Here is a 7,428-nt window from a genome sequence, read left to right as displayed (position 1 = left end):
ACAAATAAACGCGTACTGAGCCGTATTGGTTTTTATCTGGGCCTGGCGGTGTTTCTGGTTATCACGCTGTTCCCGTTCTTCGTGATGCTAATGACGTCGTTTAAGAGTGCGAAAGAGGCGATCTCGCTCCATCCGACCATTCTGCCCCAGGAGTGGACGCTGCAGCATTACATCGACATCTTTAACCCGCTGATCTTCCCGTTTGTGGATTACTTCAAAAACAGCATGATGGTATCGCTGACCTCCTCGGTGATTGCCGTATTTCTCGGCACGCTGGGTGCTTATGCCTTGTCCAAACTGCGTTTTAAAGGACGCACGACGATCAATGCAAGCTTCTACACCGTCTATATGTTCTCCGGGATCTTGCTGGTAGTGCCGCTGTTCAAAATCATCACTGCCCTCGGGATCTACGACACCGAGTTGGCGCTGATCGTCACCATGGTGACCCAGACATTGCCGACAGCGGTGTTCATGCTGCGCAGCTATTTCGACACCATCCCGGACGAAATCGAAGAAGCCGCGATGATGGACGGCCTCAACCGCCTGCAAATCATCTTTCGCATCACCGTCCCGCTTGCGATCTCAGGACTCGTATCAGTGTTTGTCTACTGCTTTATGGTGGCGTGGAACGACTATCTGTTTGCGTCAATTTTCCTGTCCAGCTCTGGCAATTTTACCTTGCCGGTCGGGCTGAACACGCTCTTTAGCACGCCAGATTATATCTGGGGCCGCATGATGGCGGCATCGCTGGTGACGGCGCTTCCGGTGGTCATCATGTACGCCCTGTCTGAACGTTTTATTAAAAGTGGTTTGACCGCCGGTGGCGTGAAGGGCTGAGGCGGCCAATATTAACAAGGAGTCAGTCATGAAAAAATTAGTTGCGACAGCGCCACGCGTGGCGGCGCTGGTGGAATATGAAGATCGTCCGGTTGCAGTCCATGAAGTAAAAATTCGCGCCCGTTTTGGCGCGCCGAAACACGGTACAGAAGTGGTGGATTTCCGCGCCGCCAGCCCGTTTATTGATGAAGAATTCAACGCAGAGTGGCAGATGTTCACGCCGCGTGAAGAGGGCGCAGCGCGCGGTATTGAGTTCGGTAAGTTCCAGCTGGGTAACATGGTTGTTGGCGACATTATTGAATGCGGTGCGGACGTGACGGATTACCAGATCGGCGATCTTGTCTGCTGCTACGGCCCGTTGCAGGAAACGGTCATCGTCAACGCGGTGAACAACTATAAGCTGCGTAAAATGCCGCAGGGCGCGTCCTGGAAGAACGCCGTCTGCTACGATCCGGCGCAGTTCGCCATGAGCGGCGTGCGTGATGCCAACGTCCGCGTGGGCGACTTTGTCGTCGTGGTCGGTCTGGGAGCAATCGGGCAGATTGCGATTCAGCTGGCTAAAAAAGCCGGTGCGTCAGTGGTTATCGGCGTTGATCCAATCGAACACCGCTGCGAGATCGCCCGTCGTCACGGCGCGGACCACTGCCTGAACCCAATCGGCACCGATGTCGGCCTGGAAATCAAAAAGCTGACCGGCAAGCAGGGCGCGGACGTGATCATCGAAACCAGTGGTTTTGCCGATGCGCTGCAGTCCGCGCTGCGCGGGCTCGCCTACGGCGGCACCATCTCCTACGTAGCCTTCGCGAAACCGTTCGCTGAAGGCTTTAACCTCGGCCGCGAAGCGCATTTCAATAATGCGAAGATTGTCTTCTCCCGCGCCTGCAGCGAACCAAACCCGGACTATCCGCGCTGGAGCCGCAAGCGTATCGAAGAGACCTGCTGGGAACTGCTGATGAACGGTTATCTCAATTGTGAAGATCTGATCGACCCGGTCGTGACCTTCACCACCAGCGCTGAAAGCTACATGAAATATGTGGACCAGCATCCGGAACTGAGCATCAAAATGGGCGTCACTTTTTAAGCTAAGGAGAGCAAATCATGAAAATCGCAACACAGAACCAGGGCTTTTTCCCGGTCAATATCATGGAGAAATTCGAGTACATCAAAGCGATGGGTTTTGATGGCTACGAAATTGACGGCAAGCTGCTGGTGGAAAACCTCGCCGAGGTGAAAGCGGCCATCAAAGCCACTGGTCTGCCAGTGACGACGGCCTGCGGTGGATACGATGGCTGGATCGGCGATTTCATCGAAGAGCGCCGTCTGAACGGATTACAGCAGATTGAACGCATTCTGGAAGCGCTGGCTGAAGTGGGCGGTAAGGGCATTATCGTGCCTGCCGCGTGGGGGATGTTTACCTTTCGACTGCCGCCAATGATCTCTCCACGCAGCCTTGAAGGCGACCGCAAAGCGGTGAGTGCTTCGCTGCGCTGGCTGGATGAGGTGGCAGCGCGCACCGGAACCACCATCTATCTGGAGCCGCTGAACCGCTATCAGGATCATATGATTAATACCCTGGCAGACGCGCGTCGATACATCGAAGAGAACGGCCTGAAGCATGTGCAGATCATCGGCGATTTCTATCATATGAACATCGAAGAAGACTCGCTGACGGATGCGCTGCATCGGAACCGCGATCTGCTTGGCCATGTGCACATCGCCGATAATCACCGCTACCAGCCGGGCAGCGGCAGCCTCGATTTTGCCAGCCTGTTCGATCAGCTGCGTGCGGATAACTACCAGGGTTACGTGGTATATGAGTGCCGTGTTCGCGCCGATGATCCGGCTCAGGCATACCGGGATTCGCTCACTTATCTGCGTAAATGCTAAGGATGACGAGCGTGATGAGTGCTTCTACACCTTCGCCTCTGCGCGTCGCCATCATTGGCGCCGGGCAGGTCGCGGATAAAGTGCACGCCTCGTATTACGCCACGCGCAGTGATGTTCAGATGGTGGCTGTCATGGACAGCCACTCTGAACAGGCTCGGGCGTTTGCGGAACGTCATGGTATTCCCTCGGCATGGCAGGATGCGCGAGAAATGCTCGAGGCGGTTAAGCCGGATGCGGTGAGCGTCTGCTCGCCTAACCGGTTTCATTTCGAGCACGTCATAGCAGCGCTGGACGCAGGCTGCCATGTGATGTGTGAAAAACCGCCTGCTATGACGCCGCAGGAGGCCGATCGGATGCGCCTGGCTGCGCGCAAGGCAGGAAAAGTGCTGGCGTATGATTTTCACCATCGTTTTGCCCTGGATACTCAGCTGCTGCGCGATGCGGTAATGAACGGAACGCTCGGAGAAATTTACTTCACGTCAGCGCAGGCGCTGCGTCGCTGCGGTGTGCCAGGGTGGGGCGTTTTTACCAATAAATCGCTACAGGGCGGTGGTCCGCTGATTGATATCGGCATCCATATGCTTGATGCAGCAATGTATGTTCTGGGGTTCCCGGCGGTAAAACGGGTGACCGCGCATAGCTTTCAGAGGCTGGGCAACCGTAAAAGCAGCGGTCAGTTTGGCGCGTGGGATCCCACGCAGTTTACCGTGGAAGATGCTCTGTTTGGCACGATTGAATTTTGCAACGGCGGCATTCTGCGTCTGGACACGTCGTTTGCGCTCAATATCCGCGAGCAATCGATCATGAACGTCGCATTCTGCGGTGAAAAGGCGGGTGCCACGCTGTTCCCGGCGCACATTTACAACGACGAAGCTGGTGTTTTACAAACTCTTACCCAACGCGAAGAGGCTGACGACCAACGCCACCTGCGCAGTATGGATGCCTTCGTGCGCCATGTGCAGGGAGAGCCCGTCATGATCGCTGATGCGGAGCAGGGGCTGATTATCCAGCAGCTTGTCGCCGCGCTGTATGAATCAGCAGAAACGGGGGGAAGCGTGACGTTATGCTAAACGTGTCTGTATTAACCGACCCGGGCTTTTGTCCGCACAGTCTGAATAAATACGCCTCCATCATGGCCTGCGGTAATGGCTACATGGGGATCCGCGCTGCGCATGAAGAGGATTACACCCAGCAAACCCGAGGCATGTATCTTGCGGGTCTGTATCATCGTGCTGGTCGCAACGAGACCACTGAGCTGGTCAATTTGCCCGATATCACCGGTATTGAGGTTGAGCTGGACGGGGTGAATTTTACCCTTCTGTCGGGGGACATTATCGAGTGGCAGCGCGAGCTGGCGTTTGCTAATGGCGAACTTCGTCGCAGCGTCATCTGGCGCTCGCCCGACGGGAAACGCTATCGACTGGAGAGTCGCCGTTTTGTCTCTCTGGATCAGCTGCCGCTGGTGGCCATGCAGCTTGCGATCACCCCGCTTGATGCTGCCTCACAGGTGGTGATGAAAACCGGCATTGATGCGACACAAACCAATACCGGCCGGCAGCATCTGGATGAAATTTCCGTCAGGGTGTTCGACCAGCACTATATGCAGGGGGTGTATGAAACGCAGAACCGGGCGTCAGAAGTTATTGTTTCGGCGTTTTGTCAGCTCTCTGCGAAGAGCGACAGCTGCTTCACCGCCAAAAATCGTCGGGTCTCTGCCCACTATTGCCTGACGATACCGCAAGGTGACACTGTCACTCTGGATAAGATTGTCTGGGTTGCTCATCGCAGCGATAAAGCCCTTTCGCAGGAGTCGTTCGCGCGAAGGGCGCTGGCGGATCTCAAGGTTTGTGCGGCAAGGGGGTATGCCTCGCTGCTGGAGAGTTCATCCTGCGTATGGGCAGACGTATGGCGTAACGCCCGGGTGGAAGTGGCTTCTGCAGTTCCTGACGATCAGATGGCGCTGGACTATGCCGTCTGGCATCTGACCACCATGACGCCAGCCCATGATGAGCGGAGCAGCATTGCCGCTAAGGGATTGACCGGCGAGGGGTATAAAGGACACGTCTTCTGGGATACCGAAATATTCCTGCTGCCTTTCCATCTTTTCACCCGTCCACAGGTGGCCCGCAATCTTCTGCGCTATCGCTGGCTTAACCTGGCCGGGGCCCGGGAAAAAGCCCGCCGCAACGGCTGGCCGGGCGCACTTTTCCCGTGGGAGAGCGCCTCGAGCGGCAAAGAGGAAACGCCGGAGTTCGCGGCTATCAACATCCGAACCGGCATGCGCCAGAAGGTGGCCTCCGCGCTGGCTGAACACCACATCGTGGCGGATATTGCCTGGGCCGTCGTCGCTTACTGGCAGGCGACACACGATGATGCCTTTATGCGAAATGAAGGCCTGACGCTGCTGATGGAAACCGCCGCGTTCTGGATGGGCCGCGCAACGGAGGTAGACGGGCGCCTGGAAATTCATGATGTGATTGGGCCTGACGAATACACCGAGCATGTAAACAACAACGCCTATACCAATTATCTGGCGTGGCATAACGTTGCCTGCGCGCGCCGGTTTATGGCGCAGTTTGGGCGTGAAGATGCGCGTTTTACGGAGAATGCCACGCGGTTCCTGACGCGCTTATGGCTGCCGGAGGCCAATTCAGACGGTGTGATCCCGCAGGATGATACCTTCATGGCGAAACCGGCCATTGATCTCAGCCGCTATAAAGCAAAAGCAGGGAAGCAGACCATTCTGCTCGATTACTCCCGCGCGGAAGTAAACGACATGCAGATCCTGAAGCAAGCTGATGTGGTAATGCTTACCTACCTCTTGCCGGAGCGGTTTACCCCACAGCAATGTGCCGCCAATCTGGCTTTCTACGAGCCCCGCACGATCCATGACTCTTCGCTGAGCAAGGCCATACACGGCATTGTGACCGCCCGCTGTGGTGACACCGAAGGTGCCTACGCCTTCTGGCGTGATGGCGTCGCCATTGACCTTGGGGACGATCCACACAGCTGCGATGACGGTATTCATGCCGCAGCGACCGGCGCTATTTGGTCCGGCGTCATTCAGGGATTTGCAGGTATGCAGATTGTGGAAGGGGAGCTACACCTTGCGCCCGGCCTGCCTGCCCACTGGCGAAGGCTTGCTTTCCCCTTGCGCTGGCGGAACGCAACGCTGCACTTCACCTATGAAAATGAGGTGTTAACCATTGAAACGACGACACCTGTCACGCTGACGCTTTGGGGCAAGACGCTACGCGTATCGGGGCGCAAGGTATGCGCTTATAAGGATTTTCTTGCACCTGCAAATGGGACCGCTACCACGGAGGGGCGCGATGACGCTTAAGGCTGTTGTATTCGATCTCGACGGTGTTATCACCGATACCGCACACCTCCATTTTCTGGCCTGGCGTGCAGTGGCTGACGAAATCGGCATCACCTTCGACGAAGTGTTTAATGAACAGCTGAAGGGAATTAGCCGCATGGATTCCCTTCAGCGCATCCTGAAGCATGGCGGGAAAGAGGGGATGTTCAGTGAAGAGAAGTGCCTCGCGCTGGCAACGAAAAAAAACGCACTTTATGTCCAGTCTCTGGCGTCGCTGACGGAAGATTCACTGCTTCCGGGTATTCGTGACGTTCTGACGGATATACGTAAAGCGAACGTCAAAACTGGACTCGCCTCCGTTTCCCTGAATGCCCCAGGGATCCTGCACGCGCTGGGCATTTATCAGGCCTTCGATTATTGCGCCGATGCTTCCCGTATTCGCCGCTCAAAGCCAGATCCAGAGATCTTCCTTGCAGCCTGTGCTGGCCTGAATGTGCGTCCTGAAGAGGCCATGGGCATCGAAGATGCACCTGCAGGCGTAGCGGCGATCAACGCGGCGGGCATGCTGTCGGTTGGGGTGGGTTCTGGCCTGAACCATGCGGGACTACAGCTTCATTCAACGCGGGAACTGACCTGGAAATGCCTTACCGAGTTTTGGGCATCCCGGACGTATTGATAAGGAATTAACAATGGCTCAACTGTCTCTGAAAAACATTCAGAAAATCTATGATAACCAGGTCCACGTGGTTAAGGATTTCAATCTCGAAATCGAAGACAAGGAGTTCATCGTCTTCGTCGGGCCTTCAGGCTGCGGTAAATCCACGACGCTGCGCATGATCGCCGGTCTGGAGGAGATCTCCGCTGGCGAACTGGTCATTGACGGCGTTTGTATGAACGATGTGCCCGCCAAGTCACGCGATATCGCCATGGTATTCCAGAACTATGCGCTTTATCCGCATATGACGGTCTACGACAACATGGCGTTCGGCCTGAAGATGCAAAAAATTGCGCCTGCGGTTATCGAAGAGCGCGTTAACTGGGCGGCACAGATCCTCGGATTACGTGAATACCTCAAGCGTAAACCCGGCGCGCTGTCCGGCGGCCAGCGCCAGCGCGTGGCGTTAGGCAGGGCGATCGTACGCGAGGCGGGCGTGTTCCTCATGGATGAACCGCTCTCAAACCTCGATGCCAAGCTTCGCGTGCAGATGCGGGCTGAAATCAGCAAGCTGCATCAGAAGCTTAACACCACCATGATTTAGGTGATGCTGCCAACTTACTGATTTAGTGTATGATGGTGTTTTTGAGGTGCTCCAGTGGCTTCTGTTTCTATCAGCTGTCCCTCCTGTTCAGCTACTGACGGGGTGGTGCGTAACGGCAAAAGC

7 protein-coding genes and 1 pseudogene are annotated in these 7,428 nt (G+C 55.9%); all 8 read left to right on the top strand.

Annotation, left to right across the window (positions count from 1 at the left end; translation table 11 throughout):
- A partial coding sequence (locus ACWYRJ_RS19930) for a carbohydrate ABC transporter permease (RefSeq protein ID WP_455508487.1) occupies positions 1-837 on the top strand: 837 nt, incomplete at its 5' end.
- A gap of 28 nt (positions 838-865) precedes the next feature.
- The gene (locus tag ACWYRJ_RS19925) at positions 866-1,918 is read left to right on the top strand and encodes a zinc-dependent alcohol dehydrogenase (RefSeq protein WP_115875353.1); all 1,053 of its coding nucleotides are present in this window, start codon (positions 866-868) and stop codon (positions 1,916-1,918) included.
- Between the two features lie 17 nt (positions 1,919-1,935).
- Positions 1,936-2,724, top strand: a complete 789-nt coding sequence (locus tag ACWYRJ_RS19920) for a sugar phosphate isomerase/epimerase family protein (RefSeq protein ID WP_455508486.1) — start codon at positions 1,936-1,938, stop codon at positions 2,722-2,724.
- Between the two features lie 11 nt (positions 2,725-2,735).
- A complete protein-coding gene (locus ACWYRJ_RS19915) occupies positions 2,736-3,794 on the top strand; it encodes a Gfo/Idh/MocA family protein (protein ID WP_455508485.1) in 1,059 nt (352 codons plus the stop codon).
- On the top strand, positions 3,788-6,067 hold the full coding sequence (locus ACWYRJ_RS19910; RefSeq protein WP_455508484.1) for a glycoside hydrolase family 65 protein: 2,280 nt from the start codon (positions 3,788-3,790) through the stop codon (positions 6,065-6,067). Before ACWYRJ_RS19915 ends, ACWYRJ_RS19910 begins: the two co-directional genes overlap by 7 nt.
- Positions 6,057-6,722 (top strand): beta-phosphoglucomutase, encoded by a 666-nt coding sequence (pgmB, locus tag ACWYRJ_RS19905; protein ID WP_455508483.1) that lies wholly within the window; start codon positions 6,057-6,059, stop codon positions 6,720-6,722. Before ACWYRJ_RS19910 ends, pgmB begins: the two co-directional genes overlap by 11 nt.
- A 13-nt stretch (positions 6,723-6,735) precedes the next feature.
- Positions 6,736-7,302 (top strand): annotated as a pseudogene (locus ACWYRJ_RS19900) (ABC transporter ATP-binding protein); the annotation flags it as partial.
- Between the two features lie 57 nt (positions 7,303-7,359).
- A partial coding sequence (locus ACWYRJ_RS19895; protein ID WP_001680836.1) for an IS1 family transposase occupies positions 7,360-7,428 on the top strand: 69 nt, incomplete at its 3' end.

This window comes from Enterobacter sp. (genome assembly GCF_977039595.1).
The sequence above is the reverse complement of the archived record's forward strand: the minus strand, read 5'-3'. Positions and strand labels throughout refer to the sequence as shown.

Bases quoted from the DNA above. Each gene is read 5' to 3' on its own strand.
- ACWYRJ_RS19925 (WP_115875353.1), top strand. From the start codon at position 866: ATGAAAAAATTAGTTGCGACAGCGCCACGCGTGGCGGCGCTGGTGGAA.
- ACWYRJ_RS19920 (WP_455508486.1), top strand. From the start codon at position 1,936: ATGAAAATCGCAACACAGAACCAGGGCTTTTTCCCGGTCAATATCATG.
- ACWYRJ_RS19910 (WP_455508484.1), top strand. From the start codon at position 3,788: ATGCTAAACGTGTCTGTATTAACCGACCCGGGCTTTTGTCCGCACAGT.
- pgmB (WP_455508483.1), top strand. From the start codon at position 6,057: ATGACGCTTAAGGCTGTTGTATTCGATCTCGACGGTGTTATCACCGAT.